Below are 14,949 nucleotides of genomic sequence, written 5' to 3' on the forward strand. Positions count from 1 at the left end.
CGGCCCCGCTACGCGGTGGGGGCGACGAGGCGGTAGCCGACGCCGCGGACGGTCTCGATGAGGGCCGGCATGCGCAGCTTGGCCCGCAGTGACGCGACGTGGACCTCCAGCGTGCGCCCGGTCCCCTCCCAGCTGGTGCGCCACACCTCGCTGATGATCTGCTCGCGCCGGAAGACCACGCCGGGGCGCTGGGCGAGCAGGGCGAGGAGGTCGAACTCCTTGCGGGTGAGCTGGACGGCCGCGCCGTCCACGGTGACCTGGCGGGTCGGCAGCTCGATGCGCACGGCACCGAGGCGGACCACGGTCTCGGTGCTCCCGGTGGCGTCCTCGTGGGCGGTGCGCCGGCTGACGGCGTGGATGCGGGCGAGCAGCTCGCCGGTGTCGTACGGCTTCACCACGTAGTCGTCGGCGCCCAGGTTCAGCCCGTGGATGCGGGAGCGGACGTCGGAGCGGGCGGTGACCATGATGACCGGGGTGGCGGTGCGCTTGCGGATCTTGCCGCAGACCTCGTAGCCGTCCTGATCGGGCAGGCCGAGGTCGAGGAGGACGACGCCGAAGCAGTCGCTCTCGGGGACGAGCGCCTGGAGCGCCTCCTCGCCGTTGCGCGCGTGGGTGACGTCGAAGCCGTGCCGTGCCAGGATCGCGGACAGAGCGGCGGCTACGTGGTTGTCGTCCTCGACGAGCAGCAGTCTCATCCGGGCCCCCTTCGGTTCATCGGCCGTACGTTCGGGATGGGTACAAAGACGCGGGCACACGCGCGTGCACCTTGTGCAGTGACGCCGATGGAGGGGGACGGCGTCAAGAGGGTTCCGGTTGCGGCCGCTCGAAGTTATCCGGCCGATATGCGCCCTGCTCACAAGTGCTACGACTCGTGTCCGATTGCTATCGGATCGTGATGCTCAGATTCCCCTCAGATGTAGAGACGCAGGTCGTTCACCGTTATTACTGTCCTCCGAAACCGAGGAGGACGGAGCCCGAGAGCGATGACCGAAGTATCGGTGGCCAAGGAAGATGTGGCCGCGACCGGCGAACTGGTCGTCCTGAAGAGTGTCAACAAGCACTTCGGCGCGTTGCACGTGCTCCAGGACATCGACCTGACGATCACCCGCGGCGAGGTCGTCGTGGTCATCGGGCCCTCCGGGTCCGGCAAGTCCACTCTGTGCCGCACCATCAACCGCCTGGAGACCATCGACTCAGGGTCGATCACGATCGACGGCAAGCCCCTCCCCGCGGAGGGCAAGGAGCTCGCGCGCCTGCGGGCGGACGTCGGCATGGTGTTCCAGTCCTTCAACCTCTTCGCGCACAAGACCGTGCTCGAGAACGTGACCCTGGGACAGATCAAGGTCCGCAAGGTCGACTCCAAGAAGGCCGAGGAGAAGGCGCGCGCCCTGCTCGACCGGGTCGGCGTGGCCGCCCAGGCGGACAAGTACCCCGCGCAGCTCTCCGGTGGTCAGCAGCAGCGCGTCGCCATCGCGCGGGCGCTGGCCATGGACCCGAAGGTCATGCTCTTCGACGAGCCGACGTCGGCTCTCGACCCGGAGATGATCAACGAGGTCCTGGAGGTCATGAAGCAGCTCGCCGAGGACGGCATGACCATGATCGTGGTGACGCACGAGATGGGCTTCGCCCGCTCCGCGGCCAACCGCGTGGTGTTCATGGCGGACGGCCGCATCGTCGAAGAGGCCACGCCGGACCAGTTCTTCAGCAATCCGCGCAGCGACCGTGCCAAGGACTTCCTGTCGAAGATCCTGCACCACTGACACCGTCCGGCTCCGGCGCCCGGCGCCTTTCGCGCCAGGCCGGCCCGGTACGCCTCTCGCATCTGATCGTCTGATCGTCCGATCACAGTCAAAGGATGTTCACCATGAAGCTCCGCAAGGTCTCCGCCGCCTCGGCCACCGTGCTCGCGCTCGCCCTCACCGCCACCGCGTGCGGCGGCGACGACAAGGACGGCGGCTCCGGTGGTGACGACAAGAAGATCACCATCGGCATCAAGTTCGACCAGCCGGGCCTCGGCCAGAAGACCCCCGACGGCTACGCGGGCTTCGACGTGGACGTCGCCACGTACGTCGCCAAGAAGCTCGGCTACACCGAGGACCAGATCGAGTGGAAGGAGTCGAAGAGCGCCGACCGCGAGACCATGCTCCAGCGCGGTGACGTCGACTTCATCGCCGCCACGTACTCGATCACCCCGGAGCGCCAGGAGAAGGTCGACTTCGCCGGCCCGTACCTCCTCGCCCACCAGGACGTGCTGATCCGCGCCGACGACGACAAGATCAAGTCGCCGGAGGACCTGAACTCCGCGAAGCTCTGCTCGGTCACCGGCTCGACCTCCGCGCAGAACGTCAAGGACAAGCTGGCGCCCAAGGCCCAGCTCCAGCCGTACCCGACGTACTCCGCCTGCCTGCCCGGCCTGCAGAACGGTGCCATCGACGCGCTGACCACCGACGACTCGATCCTCGCCGGTTACGCCGCCCAGTCGCAGTTCAAGGGCAAGTTCAAGCTCGGCGGCTTCAAGCTGACGAACGAGAACTACGGCATCGGCGTCAAGAAGGGCAGCGACCTCAAGGACAAGATCAACACCGCCCTCGAGGAGATGGTCTCCGACAAGTCCTGGGACAAGGCCGTCGAGGACAACTTCGGCCCGGCCAACTACCAGAACGAGCCGGCGCCCAAGATCGGCGACATCAAGAGCTGAGGCAGCGCCTGACAGAGTGCGCCGCCCTCCGGAAGGGGCGGCGCACTGGGGCGGGCATCCCTACACGCGGAAGCGCGGGAGATCGTGTTCGACTTTCTTAAGGATTACGACCTGCTGGGAGCCTTCTGGACGACGGTGCAGCTCGCTGTGCTGTCGGCCGTCGGCTCCCTGATTTGGGGCACCGCACTGGCGGCCATGCGGGTCGGCCCGGTGCCGCTGATGCGCGGCTTCGGGACCGCCTACGTGAACATCGTGCGGAACATCCCGCTCACCGTCATCATCCTGTTCACGTCGCTGGGCCTGAACCAGACCCTGGGAGTGTCCCTCGGCGCGAACGATGTCGAGACGATCAACTTCCGGCTCGCCGTCCTCGGCCTGATCCTCTACACCTCGTCGTTCGTCTGCGAGGCGCTGCGCTCCGGCATCAACACGGTGCCGGTCGGACAGGCGGAGGCGGCCCGCGCGATCGGCTTCAGCTTCGGTCAGGTGCTCAGCCTGGTCGTGCTGCCGCAGGCCTTCCGCTCGTCCGTCGTCCCGATGGCGAACGTGCTGATCGCGCTGATCAAGAACACCACGGTGGCCGCCGCGATCGGTGTGGCCGAGTCGGCGCTCCTGATGAAGGAGATGATCGAGAACGAGGCACAGCTGCTGCTGATCTCCGCGGTCATCGCCTTCTGTTTCGTGGTTCTGACGCTGCCGACCGGCCTGATCCTGGGCTGGGTGGGCAAGAAGGTGGCGGTGAAGCGATGAGTTCCGTTCTCTACGACGCCCAGGGCCCCCGGGCCAAGCGGCGCAACATCGTCTTCACGGCGGTCTTCGTGGTGGCCCTCGCGGCCCTGCTCTGGTGGGTGTTCGGCACCCTCAAGGACAAGGGCCAGCTGGAATGGGCGCTGTGGGAGCCGTTCTTCACCGGTACCGAGGCGTGGTCCACGTACATCTGGCCGGGTCTGGAGAACACCCTCAAGGCCGCGGCGCTCGCGGTGGTCATCGCGCTGCCGCTGGGTGCGGTCCTCGGCATCGCACGCATGTCGGACCACGTGTGGGTGCGGGTCCCGGCCGCGATCGTGGTCGAGTTCTTCCGGTCCATCCCGGTGCTGGTCCTGATGATCTTCGGGCTCGCCCTGTTCGCCGAGTACACCAACGTCAGCTCCGACGACCGTCCGCTGTACGCGGTGGTCACCGGCCTGGTGCTGTACAACGCCTCGGTCCTCGCGGAGATCGTCCGGGCGGGCATCCTGGCCCTGCCCAAGGGCCAGTCCGAGGCCGCGATGGCGATCGGCCTGCGCAAGGGCCAGGTGATGCGGACCATCCTGCTGCCGCAGGCGGTCACCACGATGCTGCCGGCCATCGTCAGCCAGCTCGTCGTCATCCTGAAGGACACCGCGCTCGGCGGCGCCGTCCTCACCTTCCCCGAGCTGCTCGCCTCGGCCAACACGATGAGCGGCTACTACGGCGCCAACGTCATCGCCAGCTTCACCGTGGTCGCCGTGATCTACATCGCGCTCAACTTCGCGCTCACCACCTTCGCGAGCTGGCTGGAGCGCAGGCTGCGGCGGGCCAAGAAGTCGACCGGAGCGGTGCTCAAGGCGGACGACGCCGGAATGGCCGGCACGGGCGCGACCGGCGCGGGCGGCACCGCCTGACAACCGGTCAGTTCGTACGACCATCACGGAGGCAGTGGCGTGATCGCCACTGCCTCCGTCGCTTGACGCAAGCAGCGGCAATAGGTTGCATACGTTCTGTGACCGTGCACCCTGCCCCAATGTCCTGTTCACCCACGTCCCCCGGGACACCGTCACGGGCAGGGGGCGCCGCGCCGTGGACCCGGTGATCATCACCGGAGCGGGGCCCGTCGGGCTCACGCTCGCCCTGGCGCTGGCGCGGCAGGAGGTGCCCAGTGTCGTCCTCGACGAAGGTCCGGGCAAGGACGAGCCCCGCCCCTCGCGCACGGTCGTGCTGCGCGAGGACACCGTCGCCCTCGTCGAGCGGCTGACCGGCACGCCCCTGACGGGGCTGGGTTCCCGTTGGGCCGGATGGCGGTCGATGCGGCGCAAGCAGGTGATCCGCCAGGTCGAGTTCGGCGAGGCCGATCCGGCCCCGCTGCACATCGCCCAGCACGAGCTGACCGGCGTCCTGCGCACCGCGATCGCCCGCGAGCCGCTCGTCGAGACGGCGGTGGACAGCCGGCTCGACACCGTCGAGCAGGAGACCTCGGGCGTCACGGCCCACACCCGCGGCCCCGGCGGTACCTGGTGGCGCGGCAGTTACCTGGTCGGCTGCGACGGCGCACGCTCGACCGTGCGCAAGCTCCAGGACATCCGTTTCCCCGGCCGCACGGCGGTGGAACGATACGCCGTCGCCGCGCTGCGCACCGAACTCCCGTGGACCGACCAGGCGCTGCTCCACCGGATGCCGCCGTGGCGCACCTCCGGTCCCTCGGCCGGCGAGATCGTCGCCCGCCCGCTGCCGGACGGCGTGTGGCGCCTGGACTGGCTGCTGCCGCCCGGAAAGGACCTCGTCACCCCGGAACTCCTGGTGAACCGGGTCCGCGAGACCCTCACCGGCTGGGCCGAGGGAACGACCCCGTCCTACGAACTCCTCGACACCGGCGTCCACACGGTCCACCACCGACTGGCCCGCCGCTGGCGGGTGGGGCGCGTGCTCCTCGCCGGGGACGCGGCGCATCTGCTGGGCACCCTGGGCACGCAGGGCCTCGAGGAGGGGCTGCGGGACGCCGACAACCTCGCCTGGAAACTGGCCCTGGCCTGGCACCACGGGCCGCACGAGACCCTGCTCGACAGCTACCAGGAGGAGCGGCGCACCGCGATCGCCGCGCGGCTGCGCGCCGCCGACCAGGTGCTGCCGCTGCTGCGCGGCGGCGGGGGCCTGCGCTCCTACGTCCCCGGCTCGGCCCGCGGCAACGACGCGCTGCTCGCGGACGGTCACCTGGGGCGCGGGGCGCTCGGTGCGCCGGGGACGTACGCCGAGTCGCCGCTGGCGCCTGCCGGGCTCACCGGGGAAGTGGCTGTCGACACCCCGCCCGGGGAGCCCGTCACCGATGTGCGGGTCACGGCGGAGGACGGCACCTTCGTGCGGCTGCGCGACCGGCTCGGGCGCGGGGCTCTGCTGGTGCTGCTGATCGCGCCGGGTACGGGGGTGTGGGACCGCAAGCACTGGGTGACCGCCGGGATCATGCCCCGCCTGGCGGCTGCGGTGACGGCCCTGCCGTGCCGAGCCGAGCTGCTGGTGACCGAGGCCTACCCGGGCGCCGCGGCGCACACGGTGCTGTTGGTGCGGCCCGACGGGCACCTGGTCACGGCGCTGGGCGGGGTGCGGCCGGCCGACCTGTACGCGGCGGCCGAGGCGGTGCTCGGCGGGGCGCCGACGGCCACGCAGGAGGCGGCGGAGGCGGGCGCGGGGGCGGGGACCGGGCCTCGCTGACTGGGGCATCGCTCCACGGGTCTTCGGCTGTCGGCGGTTGTGCCGTCGGCAGTCGTACCGGCGCCGGTCGTGCTGTCGGCACCGGCATCCTTCGCCAGGTGCCTGTGCCCGCCTCCGGAAAGTGACTGCATCGGTCGGTCACTGTCCGTATGGTGACGGTGAGTTGACCGGCCGAATCCGCCATGGTCTACTCCGGATCGTGACCGACACCTATGCGCGCCTGTGGCGGAGGGTCCATATGGACCTCGTCCGCTATGCGGGCTGCGTGTGTCGCCCGTCCTGCTGACTTCGCACCACGTTCCCCGCGCGCGCCGCTCCGGCGGACTGCCGCGCGCTCCCTTGCGAAACCTCCAGGACGGTACCCGTGTCTGTCGCCTCACCCGCCCCTGTGTCCGCATCCGCTCCCACCCAGGCCGAACTCCTTGTTTTCGCACGGCGCACGGCCGCCGACGCGGACCTGATCGACTCCCTGCCGCTCGATCCCGAGGGCCGCACCTGGGTGCGGCTGGCCGGACCGGGCGGCAGCGAGGCCTGGCTGATCGGCTGGCCGCCCGGCACGGGCACCGGCTGGCACGACCACGCCGAGTCCGTCGGCGCCTTCGTGACCGCCGCGGGCGAACTCACGGAGCATGCCCTCGCCGCCCGCCTCCCCTCCGACGGCTGGAAGACCCTGGAACTCACCGACGGTGTGGACCGGGAGCGCCGGCTGTCGGCCGGAGAAGGGCGTGCCTTCGGCCGGCACCACGTGCACGAGGTGCTCAACGAGTCGCCCGACCGGCACGCGGTCTCCGTGCACGCCTACTATCCGCCCCTGCCGCAGATCCGCCGTTACAGCCGCAGCGGGCAGACCCTGCGGCTGGAGCAGGTCGAGCGCCCGGAGGACTGGCAGTGAGCGAGCCGACCGGAATCGACACACTGCTGGAGCGGGTGCGCAGGGGCTACCGACGGACCGAGCCGGACGCCGCGTACGAGGCCGCCGAGGCAGGTGCGGCGCTGCTGGTGGACATCCGGTACGCAGCCCTGCGCGAACGGGACGGCGTGATCCCCGGCGCCCTGGTGGTCGAGCGCAACGAGCTGGAGTGGCGCCTCGATCCGCAGGGCAGCCACCGTCTCCCCGAGGCCACGGGCCATGACCTGCGCGTGGTCGTGGTGTGCAACGAGGGCTATGCCTCCAGCCTGGCGGCGGAGTCCCTGCACCGCCTGGGTCTGTACCGGGCCACCGATCTGATCGGCGGGTTCCAGGCGTGGCGGGCGGCCGGACTGCCGGTGGCCGCTGCTTGACCGGGCTGTCCCGGTCCGGAGGTCGTCGGCACGTCCGCCGACCCCTTGGAGCCGGGCCGGGACGCCGACCCGTGTCCCGCCCGGACCGGGACACCGACCCGGGCCCCGCACGGACCAGGGCACCGGCCCAAGCCCCGCCCCGACCGGGACACCGACTCGGGTCCGAACCGGCCCTGGTCTACGCCTCACCCGGTCCGTTCGCGGCCCCGATCCGCGCGTCACCGGTCCCCACGCGACCTCGTCCTGCGCCTTGCTCGGGGCCGGATCGACCTGTGCCGCGTCCTGGTCCGGGAGCGGCCCCATGCACTGTGCCGCGTCCCGGTAGGCGCAGCCTCATCACGCACTGTGCCGCGTTCCGGTCCAGGTGCGGCCTCGTAGACCGTGCCGCGCGCCGGCGCGGACTCGACCTCGGAGTCCACAGCGCAGTCCGATCCGCCCCCTCCCCTGGGCCCGCGTCACACGCCAATGCGGCGTGCGCGGTCGAAGCGTGCGGCGGCCCCGTGCGCGCGCCGTCCGTCGTCCAACAGCCGGCCGCGACCCGGCGGGCGTCGGGGATCAGAACCCCTCCTCGCCGAGGAAGTCCGTGTCCTCGCCCTCCTCCTCCAGCGCCTGACGGACCACTCGGAGGGCCATGCCTTCGGGGTAGCCCTTACGTGCCAGCATGCCCGCGAGGCGACGCAGCCTCTTGTCGCGGTCGAGGCCGCGGGTGGCGCGCAGCTTCCGGTCGACCAGATCCCGCGCCGTCTCCTCCTCCTGTTCGGAGTCCAGCTGGGAGACCGCCGCGTCGATGAGCGTGGGTTCGACGCCCTTGGTGCGCAGTTCTCTGGCGAGCGCGCGGCGGGCCAGCCCGCGCCCGTGGTGCCGGGACTCCACCCAGGCGTCGGCGAAGGCGCCGTCGTTGATCAGCCCGACCTCCTCGAACCGGGACAGCACCTCCTCTGCGGCCTCGTCAGGGATCTCCCGTTTACGCAGGGCGTCGGCGAGTTGCTTACGTGTGCGCGGGGTCCCGGTGAGCAGGCGCAGGCAGATCGCCCGGGCCTGCTCGACCGGGTCCCGCGGAGGCTCCCCCTGCTCGGCCCTCGACGAGGAGGCGTCACCTCCGTCCTCGGCGGACGACTCCGTCCGCTCGCGCCGCCGGCGCCCGCGCCCGCCGCCGGTGCCCAGCCCGCCGCGGCGCGCCCCGCCGTCACCGCGGCGCGTCGCGCCGCCGTCGGGCGAACCGGCCTCGTGCGTCTCCCCCGTGTCGTACCAGCCCTCGGCGTCGTCCGTGCCGCCCGCGCCGGTCGGCGCGGAAGGGCCGGCCGGGTCATCCGCGGCGGCGGACAGGCCCGTCCCGTACGGGGCCGCAGCCACCCCGTACGCGCCGTCGTCCGTCCCGGAGCCGCGGCCACCCGGTCCCCTCCGCTCACGCTTCCGCGCAGCGGCATCCGGAAAGGCGTACTCGGCCCAGTCGGTTCGTCGTGTCACGGGTCAGCTCTTGGCTGCCGCGGCCTTGGCCTTGGTGACCTTGGCGGTCGCGGGCGCGGGCACCGCCGGTGCGGATTCGGCCGTCGCGGCGGCCGGTCCGGACTCGGTGGCCGTCGGCTCCTCGGGACGGACTCCGACGCCCAGCTTCTCCTTGATCTTCCTCTCGATCTCGTTGGCGAGGTCGGGATTGTCCTTCAGGAAATTGCGCGCGTTCTCCTTGCCCTGGCCGAGTTGGTCGCCCTCGTACGTGTACCAGGCACCGGCCTTGCGGACGAAGCCGTGCTCCACGCCCATGTCGATCAGGCCGCCCTCGCGGCTGATGCCCTGGCCGTAGAGGATGTCGAACTCGGCCTGCTTGAAGGGCGGCGCGACCTTGTTCTTGACGACCTTGACGCGGGTGCGGTTGCCGACCGCGTCGGTACCGTCCTTGAGCGTCTCGATGCGTCGGATGTCGAGTCGCACCGAGGCGTAGAACTTGAGGGCCCGGCCACCGGTCGTGGTCTCCGGGGAGCCGAACATGACGCCGATCTTCTCGCGGAGCTGGTTGATGAAGATCGCGGTGGTCTTGGACTGGTTGAGCGCACTGGTGATCTTCCGGAGCGCCTGGCTCATCAGCCGGGCCTGGAGACCGACGTGGCTGTCGCCCATCTCGCCCTCGATCTCCGCCCGCGGGACGAGCGCGGCGACGGAGTCGATGACGATGAGGTCGAGGGCACCGGAGCGGACCAGCATGTCCACGATCTCCAGGGCCTGCTCGCCGTTGTCCGGCTGGGACAGGATCAGGTTGTCGATGTCGACGCCGAGCTTCTGCGCGTACTCGGGGTCGAGGGCGTGCTCCGCGTCCACGAACGCCACCTGGCCGCCGGCCTTCTGCGCGTTCGCCACGGCGTGCAGGGTCAGGGTCGTCTTGCCGGAGGACTCCGGACCGTAGACCTCGATGACACGGCCGCGCGGCAGGCCGCCGACGCCGAGGGCCACGTCGAGCGCGGTCGACCCGGTCGGGATGACCTCGATGGGCTCCTTAGACCGGTCGCCCATGCGCATGACCGCGCCCTTGCCGAACTGCCGTTCAATCTGTGCGAGTGCGGCATCGAGAGCCTTCTCGCGGTCGGTTCCTGCCATGGGTTCCACCCGGTTTGCTTGATTCGATCGCTTCACGTCAAAGACGCTAATGCCTGCCACTGACAATCCGCCCTGATGCGGGTCCGGCCTGTGGATAACTCGGGCACTTATCCGCCCGAACCCAGTCGAATCGCCCGTCACGAGCCTCGCCAGAGCCTCCATGAGAATGGATGTTCGATTTTCGTGTCAAGCGCACCACGCGGCACTTCCGAGCGTACGTCCGCCGGGCCGGCGACCGGTGGCCGGCGTGCGGAGGCCACGTGAGGAGGGGGACACCACGGCCGAGATCGGCACCGGCGTCGAGGCGGGGACCGACGCCGAGCGGCAGGAGCCGCAGGGACTGCAAGGACCGCGGGAGAAGGACCGCGGGAGCACGAGAAACGCAGGAACCGCAGGAGCCGTCGGGCCGACCCCGCGCATCCGGCCGGGTCAGGTGTCGGTGCGGCCCTCGGAGGAGCCGCCGTCCTCCGCCCCGTCCGTTCCGGGACTCCCGGGTTCCGGACGCCGGGCCCACAGCTTCCGCAGACGCGTCGAAGTTCCGGGCACCGAGCGGCGGACTCGGCGCCCGTGGACACGCGGGTCGTCCGTGACGTCGTAGCGCTTCACGTAGGCCCCGAGGAACGCCTGCAACGTGGCGATCGCCGGAATGGCGATCAGCGCGCCCACCGCGCCGAGCAGGGCGGTGCCCGCGATGACGGAGCCGAAGGCGACCGCGGGGTGGATGTCCACGGTCTTGGAGGTGAGCTTGGGCTGGAGCACGTAGTTCTCGAACTGCTGGTAGATCACGACGAAGATCAGCACCCACAGCGCGTACCAGGGGTTGACCGTGAAGGCGATCAGCATGGCCAGGGCGCCCGCGAGATAGGTGCCGATGGTGGGGATGAACTGCGACACCAGGCCCACCCACACGGCGAGCGCGGGGGCGTAGGGCACTTCCAGGATCTCCAGGAGGATGTAGTGCGCCATTCCCGAGATCAGCGCCATCAGGCCCCTGGAGTACAGATAGCCGCCGGTCTTGTCGACGGCGATCTCCCACGCGCGCAGGACCTCGGCCTGCCGGGCGGGCGGCAGGATCGAGCAGAGCCCGCGCCGCAGCCGGGGGCCGTCGGCGGCGAAGTAGAACGAGAACAGCAGGACCGTCAGCAGTTGGAAGAGTCCGCCGAGGACCTGAGCCGACACGTCCAGGACGCCCGTGGCGCTGTTCTGCACGTAGTTGCGCAGCCAGTCGGAGCGGAGCAGGCCCTCCTGGATGTCGACCCGCCGCAGCTCCGTGTGGAAGTGGCCGTTGACCCAGTTGATGACGGAGTCGAGATAGTCCGGGAAGTCCTCGACCATCTTGACGATCTGGCCCGCCAGCATCGAACCGAGCAGGGTGACAAACCCCGCGGCGGCGACCACCACGGCGAGGAAGACGAGGAAGGTGGCCAGCCCGCGGCGGAGTCCGCGTCCGGCCATCCAGCTCACCGCGGGTTCGATGGCGAGGGCCAGGAAGAACGCGATGAGGATGTTGATCAGCAGACCGGTGAGCTGGTGGAAGGCCCAGCTGCCCAACTGGAAGACGGCGATGAGCGCGAGGGCCAGCACCATGGCCCGCGGCAGCCAGCGCGGCATGCGGGCCCCCGGCCCGGCGGTGCCGCCTGCCGGGGGCCCGGAGGGCGGCGTCGTGCCGGTCGGGGATGCGTGCCGGGGCGCCTGCCCGGTCTCGTCAGTGGGTGCCACGGAGCAAGTCTCGCCCACGCCGACGGCGGCGGAGGCCGGTCCGGCGCTCTTCGTGACCGGTCAGCGATGTTCCCGGGGCACGTTCATGACGGTGCAGACCACCCGCCACACGTCCTTGGCGTCCCAGCCGGCGTCCAGTGCCTCGTGCACCGTACGCCCGCCCAGCTCCGACATCACGTGATCGTGCGCGAAGGTGTCGGCGTAGCCCGGACCGAAGTGATCCGTCATCCGCTCCCAGAAGACCGTCAACCGCATGACTCCAGTATCCCGCCCCTGAGGGTGGGCCCTGGGCCTGGACCACATGCCGGTACCGCTTTCCGCCCTACCGTCTGACCATGGCCGAAAACGGAGCTTCCCCACTCCCCCAGTCTCCCCCGACCTCCGGGACGCGCTCCCCGCTCGCGCGCGCGGAGTACTTCGTCTGGCTCACCGCGCGCGTGCTGGAACAGCGCCTCTTCGCCTTCCACTTCCGCGGCGGCGCCGCCGACCCGGTGGAGACCGCGCTGGACGCCTACCGCAACGAGGACGGTGGATACGCCCACGCGCTGGAACCCGATCTGCGCGGCCCGGTCAGCCAGCCGCTGCACACCGCCCACGCCCTGCGTGTCCTGGATGCCGTGGGACGCTGCGGCGGGCAGCGCGTGGAACGGATGTGCCGCTATCTCACGTCCGTGTCCACTTCGGACGGTGCCCTGCCGGCGATCCGTCCCAGCCAGCGCGGGTATCCCACCGCGCCCTTCGTTCCGGTCGTCGACGACCCGCCCGGCGAGCTTCTCGCCACCGGTCCGGTGGTCGGCCTGCTGCACCGCAACGAGGTCTGGCACGCCTGGCTCTTCCGGGCCACGGACTTCTGCTGGCGGGCGGTCGAGTCGCTGACGACCTCGCACCCGTACGAGGTCGAGGCCGCCGTGGCCTTCCTGGACGCCGCCCCCGACCGCCCCCGCGCGCAGGCGGCGGCCGACCGGTTGGGCCGCCTGGTGCGCGAGCAGCGCCTCGCGGCGCTGGACCCGGACGACCTCGACGCCTACCCGGTCTCCCCCGGCTACGCCCCGGGCGAGCACCACTTCCCCCACGACTACGCGAGGCATCCGCACTCCCTCGCGCGCGCGTGGTTCACGGACGACGAGATGACCCGCTCCCTCGACTTCCTCGCGGCGGCGCAGGACGAGGACGGAGGCTGGCCCGTCCGCTGGCGCCGCTGGGCGCCCGCCCCCGCCCTGGAAGCCCGCCCGGGGGTGACCCTGGAGGCCCTGCGCACGCTCCGGGCGTACGGCCGTTCCCTCGACTGAACCGGCTCAGCCGCCCATGGCTCGTACGCCCGCGGTCACCACCACGGCCGCCGCGACGACGAGCAGGAACGGTGCGCGCAGCACCAGGGCGACGGCGGCCGCGGCGACCCCAGCGGCCCGGGCGTCCAGCACGAGCGCCTGCCCGTCGGCGAAGGTCTGCTGGGCGGTGAGCGCGGCGAGGAGGGCGACGGGGAGCAGGGCGGCCAGGCGCCGCACCAAGGGCCGCTCCATGGCGCCCGCCGGCACCAGCAGGCCCAGGAGCTTGACGGCGTAGCAGCCCACCGCCGTCACCCCGATGGCGATCCAGACGTTCACCGCTCGCCCTCCCGCGTGGGGCCCTCTGCGGCGTCATCCGCACGGCGACCGCGCGCCCACAGCACGACCGGTGCCGCCGACGCGGCCACCAGGACGGGCACACCCGCGGGCAGCACGGGAAGCAGGCCGAGCCCCAGGAGAACGGCCAGCGCGGCGACCGCGCGCTCGGTGATGGTGGTGAGCATCGGCGCCAGCAGGGCGAGGAAGACCGCGGGGCCGGCGGCGTCGAGCCCCCAGGCGTCGGTGTCCCCGATGGCCTCCGCCCCCAGCGCGCCGAGCAGCGTGGTCAGGTTCCACAGGAGGTACAGGGTGAGCCCGGTGACGGTGAACCCGATCCGGGCGCCGCGCCGCGAGGGCTGGGCGAGTGCCACGGCCGTGGTCTCGTCGATGACCCACTGCGCGGCGAACGGCCGCACCGCGCGCGGAAGGGCCAGCAGCTGCGACAGCCGCAGTCCGTAGAAGGCGTTGCGCACACCCAGGAAGAAGGCTCCCGCCGCGGCGGTCAGCGGGTTGCCGCCGGCCGCGAGGGCTCCTACGAGGGCGAACTGGGACGCTCCGGTGAACACCAGGAGGCTGAGCGCGCAGGTCTGCGGCAGTGTGAGTCCGCTGCCTGCCGAGGTCACCCCGAAGGCGAAGCCGGACAACCCGACGGCGACTCCCACCCCGAGGGCGTCCCGTACGACGGCGGCGTCCGGTTTGGCTCCGGCGGCACCCGCGCCGGGATCGGCTGTCTGTTCTGTCACGCCCCGCACGGTAGGAGAGGCCGCCACCGCGCGTCTTGTACGTTCTTGCGCTCGCGTTGGTACGCCCCGGGAGGCACGCCCACGATCCGCGCGAAGTGCCGGTTCAGGTGCGGCTGGTCGGTGAAACCCACGGCGACGGCGGCCTCGGCCGGGCTCGACCCGGCGTCCAGCAGTCGCCGTGCCCGGCGCACACGGGCGTCCGTCAGCCAGGTGTGGGGCGGCATGCCGTAGGTGGCCCGGAAGGCGCGCAGCAGCGCGAAGGGACTGGTTTCCAGCTCTCCGGCGAGGCGCTCCAGGCTCGGCGGGTCGGCCATCCGCTCCTCCAGCGCGGCACGCGCGCGTGCCGCGCTCCTGGACCCTGCCGTCCGCACCTTCCGCCGCGGCAGCGGGCCGCCGTTCAACCGCAGCAGCCGGGTCACGGCCACCCGGAGCAGCGTGTCGGCGGCCAGCGCGTTCCCCTCGTCGGCGGCCCGCAGCACGCGGTGCACCAGCTCGACGGCGTACGGGTCGTCGAGCACCGGCCGCACGAAGCCGGGCGTCCCGCGCAGCGTGGTCGTCTCCGCCGCGATCCCGGTCACGAGTTCGGGCGCCGGGTAGACGGCACCGTAGCGCCATCCCTCCGGCCCTCCGGCCCGCCCCGTGTGCGGGGTGTCGGGGTTGACCAGGGCGAGTGATCCCGCTCCGGCGTACTGATCGCTGCCGCCGTGGTGGAAGACGTCCACTCCGTCGGCGATGGCGGCGATGACGAAGTGCTCGTGGGTGTGGCGTACGAAGGTCTTCCGTATGTACCGGGCCCGCAGCAGGTCGACGTGGGGCAGCTCCGCATACCGCCAGTGCCGTGCCCGCTCACCCGATGCCGCCATGCGTCCATTCT

17 protein-coding genes are annotated in these 14,949 nt (G+C 71.3%); 9 read left to right on the forward strand and 8 right to left on the reverse strand.

Translation table 11 applies throughout. The features are described 5' to 3' along the window. Positions 1-8 precede the first annotated feature (8 nt). A complete protein-coding gene (locus ACZ6EG_RS30545) occupies positions 9-695 on the reverse strand; it encodes a response regulator transcription factor (RefSeq protein ID WP_356611279.1) in 687 nt (228 codons plus the stop codon). A gap of 288 nt (positions 696-983) precedes the next feature. On the opposite strand from ACZ6EG_RS30545, the gene ACZ6EG_RS30550 reads away from it, so the two are divergent. The 8 genes from ACZ6EG_RS30550 to ACZ6EG_RS30585 all read left to right on the forward strand — a co-directional run bounded on the left by ACZ6EG_RS30550 (position 984) and on the right by ACZ6EG_RS30585 (position 7,420). Next, the gene (locus tag ACZ6EG_RS30550) at positions 984-1,760 is read left to right on the forward strand and encodes an amino acid ABC transporter ATP-binding protein (protein WP_356611281.1); all 777 of its coding nucleotides are present in this window, start codon (positions 984-986) and stop codon (positions 1,758-1,760) included. Positions 1,761-1,864: 104 nt separating this feature from the next. After that, positions 1,865-2,698, forward strand: a complete 834-nt coding sequence (locus ACZ6EG_RS30555) for a glutamate ABC transporter substrate-binding protein (RefSeq protein WP_391972108.1) — start codon at positions 1,865-1,867, stop codon at positions 2,696-2,698. 84 nt (positions 2,699-2,782) lie between these two features. Continuing rightward, complete coding sequence (locus ACZ6EG_RS30560; RefSeq protein WP_391972107.1) at positions 2,783-3,448, forward strand: amino acid ABC transporter permease; 666 nt, start codon at positions 2,783-2,785, stop codon at positions 3,446-3,448. Next, complete coding sequence (locus tag ACZ6EG_RS30565) at positions 3,445-4,341, forward strand: amino acid ABC transporter permease (RefSeq protein WP_391972106.1); 897 nt, start codon at positions 3,445-3,447, stop codon at positions 4,339-4,341. Before ACZ6EG_RS30560 ends, ACZ6EG_RS30565 begins: the two co-directional genes overlap by 4 nt. Positions 4,342-4,516: 175 nt before the next feature. Next, entirely contained in the window at positions 4,517-6,139 is a 1,623-nt protein-coding gene (locus tag ACZ6EG_RS30570) for an FAD-dependent monooxygenase (RefSeq protein WP_391972105.1), read from the forward strand. Between the two features lie 199 nt (positions 6,140-6,338). Further along, the gene (locus ACZ6EG_RS30575) at positions 6,339-6,425 is read left to right on the forward strand and encodes a putative leader peptide (protein WP_315986099.1); all 87 of its coding nucleotides are present in this window, start codon (positions 6,339-6,341) and stop codon (positions 6,423-6,425) included. 102 nt (positions 6,426-6,527) lie between these two features. Then, entirely contained in the window at positions 6,528-7,031 is a 504-nt protein-coding gene (locus ACZ6EG_RS30580; protein ID WP_469609362.1) for a cupin domain-containing protein, read from the forward strand. Continuing rightward, the gene (locus tag ACZ6EG_RS30585) at positions 7,028-7,420 is read left to right on the forward strand and encodes a rhodanese-like domain-containing protein (protein ID WP_391972102.1); all 393 of its coding nucleotides are present in this window, start codon (positions 7,028-7,030) and stop codon (positions 7,418-7,420) included. Before ACZ6EG_RS30580 ends, ACZ6EG_RS30585 begins: the two co-directional genes overlap by 4 nt. 555 nt (positions 7,421-7,975) lie before the next feature. Here ACZ6EG_RS30585 and recX read toward each other — a convergent pair. From recX to ACZ6EG_RS30605, 4 genes are all read right to left on the reverse strand, one after another. Further along, positions 7,976-8,887, reverse strand: coding sequence for a recombination regulator RecX (gene recX, locus ACZ6EG_RS30590; protein ID WP_391972101.1), 912 nt, complete (start codon positions 8,885-8,887; stop codon positions 7,976-7,978). Between the two features lie 3 nt (positions 8,888-8,890). Beyond that, positions 8,891-10,009, reverse strand: coding sequence for a recombinase RecA (gene recA, locus ACZ6EG_RS30595; protein WP_384700601.1), 1,119 nt, complete (start codon positions 10,007-10,009; stop codon positions 8,891-8,893). 429 nt (positions 10,010-10,438) lie between these two features. Beyond that, positions 10,439-11,728 carry an AI-2E family transporter gene (locus ACZ6EG_RS30600; RefSeq protein WP_391972100.1) on the reverse strand — a complete coding sequence of 430 codons (1,290 nt, stop codon included), beginning with the start codon at positions 11,726-11,728 and terminating at the stop codon, positions 10,439-10,441. Positions 11,729-11,788: 60 nt separating this feature from the next. Next, on the reverse strand, positions 11,789-11,983 hold the full coding sequence (locus ACZ6EG_RS30605) for a DUF3046 domain-containing protein (protein WP_356611301.1): 195 nt from the start codon (positions 11,981-11,983) through the stop codon (positions 11,789-11,791). A gap of 80 nt (positions 11,984-12,063) precedes the next feature. Here ACZ6EG_RS30605 and ACZ6EG_RS30610 point away from each other — a divergent pair, with 80 nt between their 5' ends. Beyond that, positions 12,064-13,017: a hypothetical protein gene (locus ACZ6EG_RS30610; RefSeq protein ID WP_391972099.1), complete on the forward strand. Its 954-nt coding sequence runs from the start codon at positions 12,064-12,066 to the stop codon at positions 13,015-13,017. Between the two features lie 6 nt (positions 13,018-13,023). On the opposite strand, the gene ACZ6EG_RS30615 is transcribed toward ACZ6EG_RS30610, so the two are convergent. Genes ACZ6EG_RS30615 through ACZ6EG_RS30625 form a run of 3 tightly spaced genes read right to left on the reverse strand, consistent with a single transcriptional unit; the run spans position 13,024 to position 14,938 of the window. Then, positions 13,024-13,332, reverse strand: a complete 309-nt coding sequence (locus tag ACZ6EG_RS30615; protein ID WP_053138034.1) for an AzlD domain-containing protein — start codon at positions 13,330-13,332, stop codon at positions 13,024-13,026. Then, a complete protein-coding gene (locus ACZ6EG_RS30620; RefSeq protein ID WP_469609369.1) occupies positions 13,329-14,075 on the reverse strand; it encodes an AzlC family ABC transporter permease in 747 nt (248 codons plus the stop codon). The genes ACZ6EG_RS30615 and ACZ6EG_RS30620 overlap by 4 nt, the downstream gene beginning before the upstream one ends. Continuing rightward, the gene (locus ACZ6EG_RS30625) at positions 14,072-14,938 is read right to left on the reverse strand and encodes an AraC family transcriptional regulator (protein ID WP_469609372.1); all 867 of its coding nucleotides are present in this window, start codon (positions 14,936-14,938) and stop codon (positions 14,072-14,074) included. Before ACZ6EG_RS30625 ends, ACZ6EG_RS30620 begins: the two co-directional genes overlap by 4 nt. Positions 14,939-14,949: the final 11 nt, after the last annotated feature.

The organism is Streptomyces sp. NPDC041968, from assembly GCF_055589025.1.